Consider the following 1426-nt stretch of genomic DNA (forward strand, 5'->3'; position numbering starts at 1 on the left):
AGCAGTGTCCCACCGGGTGGTGTAATTTCAGCCGGTAGCGCGGGCTGAGCGGAGCCTTCGCGGAGCGAAGCGAGGCCCGCGCGGGTCGCTTGGCGGCCACGGTTGTTCTTCGGCTAAGGTTCGGTTTGCCGACCTGACCTTTGACCGAGGAGATCAACCATGACCAAGGACAGCCTATCAGAGACAGCCGCCTTGCGCGCACTTTTGTCGGAGACGTCCGACACCCAGCTATTGGCCGAGATGCTCGGCTTCGTCGCCGACCGTCTCATGGCGCTGGATGTCGACCAGCTCTGCGGTGCCGGCGTTCACGAGCGCAGCGGCGACCGGGTAAACCATCGCAACGGATATCGGACCAGAGCCTGGGAAACACGTGCCGGGAGGGTCGATGTGAAGATCCCGAAGCTGCGCAAGGGCAGCTACTTCCCCGAGTTCCTGGAGCCGCGCAGGGCGGCGGAGAAGGCGATGACGGCCGTCATCCAGGAAGCTTATGTCCAAGGCCTTTCGACCCGCTCGGTGGACGACCTCGTCAAGGCCATGGGGATGACCGGTGTCTCGAAGAGCCAGGTCTCACGGCTTTGTGGCGAGATCGACGAAAGGGTCGATGCGTTCCTGGGTCGACCGCTCGAAGGCGAATGGCCCTACCTGTGGCTCGACGCCACCTACATCAAGGTGCGGCGTGGCGGCCGGATCGTCAGCGTCGCGGCCATAGTGGCCGTCGCGGTCAACCTGGATGGCCGCCGCGAGGTTCTCGGCATCGCCGTCCAGCCCAGCGAGGCAGAGGTCTTCTGGGACGAGTTCCTCCGCTCTCTCGCCGATCGCGGGCTGCGCGGGACCCGCCTGATCATCGCAGACGACCACAAGGGACTGAAGGCCGCCGCGGCCAAGGTGCTCGGCGCGACCGTCCAGCGCTGCCGCGTCCACTTCATGCGCAACGCGCTCGCCTGCGTCGGCAAGAAGGACCGCCCGATCGTCACTGCGGCGCTCAGAACCGCCTTCGACCAAGACACGCTGGCGGCATCGAAAGACCATTGGACCAAGCTGATCGACGCGTTCGAGCCCCGCCATGAAAAGCTCGCCGAACTGATGCACCGCGCCGAGGATGATGTCCTGGCCTACAAGAGCTTTCCCAAGGAACACTGGGCGAAGATCCATTCCACGAATCCGCTGGAGCGTCTGAACAAGGAGATCAAGCGCCGGACCAACGTCGTCGGCATCTTCCCAAATGAAGCGGCGGTCACGCGCCTCGTCGGCGCCCTGATGCTGGAGCAGAACGATGAGTGGGCGATCACACGCCGCTACATGACACTGGAAACCGTTGCCGTCATTTGCGACACTGACCCCATGGACCCGGCGAAGATCGCCGCCCTGTAACTGCGGCCGAACCAAGGCCGAAGAGCAAAGTTACACCACTTCTTGGGACGCGATC

1 protein-coding gene is annotated in these 1426 nt (G+C 64.0%); it reads left to right on the forward strand.

The window, feature by feature from the left end; all coding sequences use genetic code 11:
• Positions 1-159 precede the first annotated feature (159 nt).
• A complete protein-coding gene (locus tag TP2_RS12065) occupies positions 160-1371 on the forward strand; it encodes an IS256 family transposase (RefSeq protein ID WP_038077839.1) in 1212 nt (403 codons plus the stop codon).
• The last annotated feature ends 55 nt before the right edge of the window (positions 1372-1426 follow it).

The sequence above is a fragment of the Thioclava pacifica DSM 10166 genome (genome assembly GCF_000714535.1).
GTDB classification, from domain to species: Bacteria; Pseudomonadota; Alphaproteobacteria; order Rhodobacterales; family Rhodobacteraceae; genus Thioclava; species Thioclava pacifica.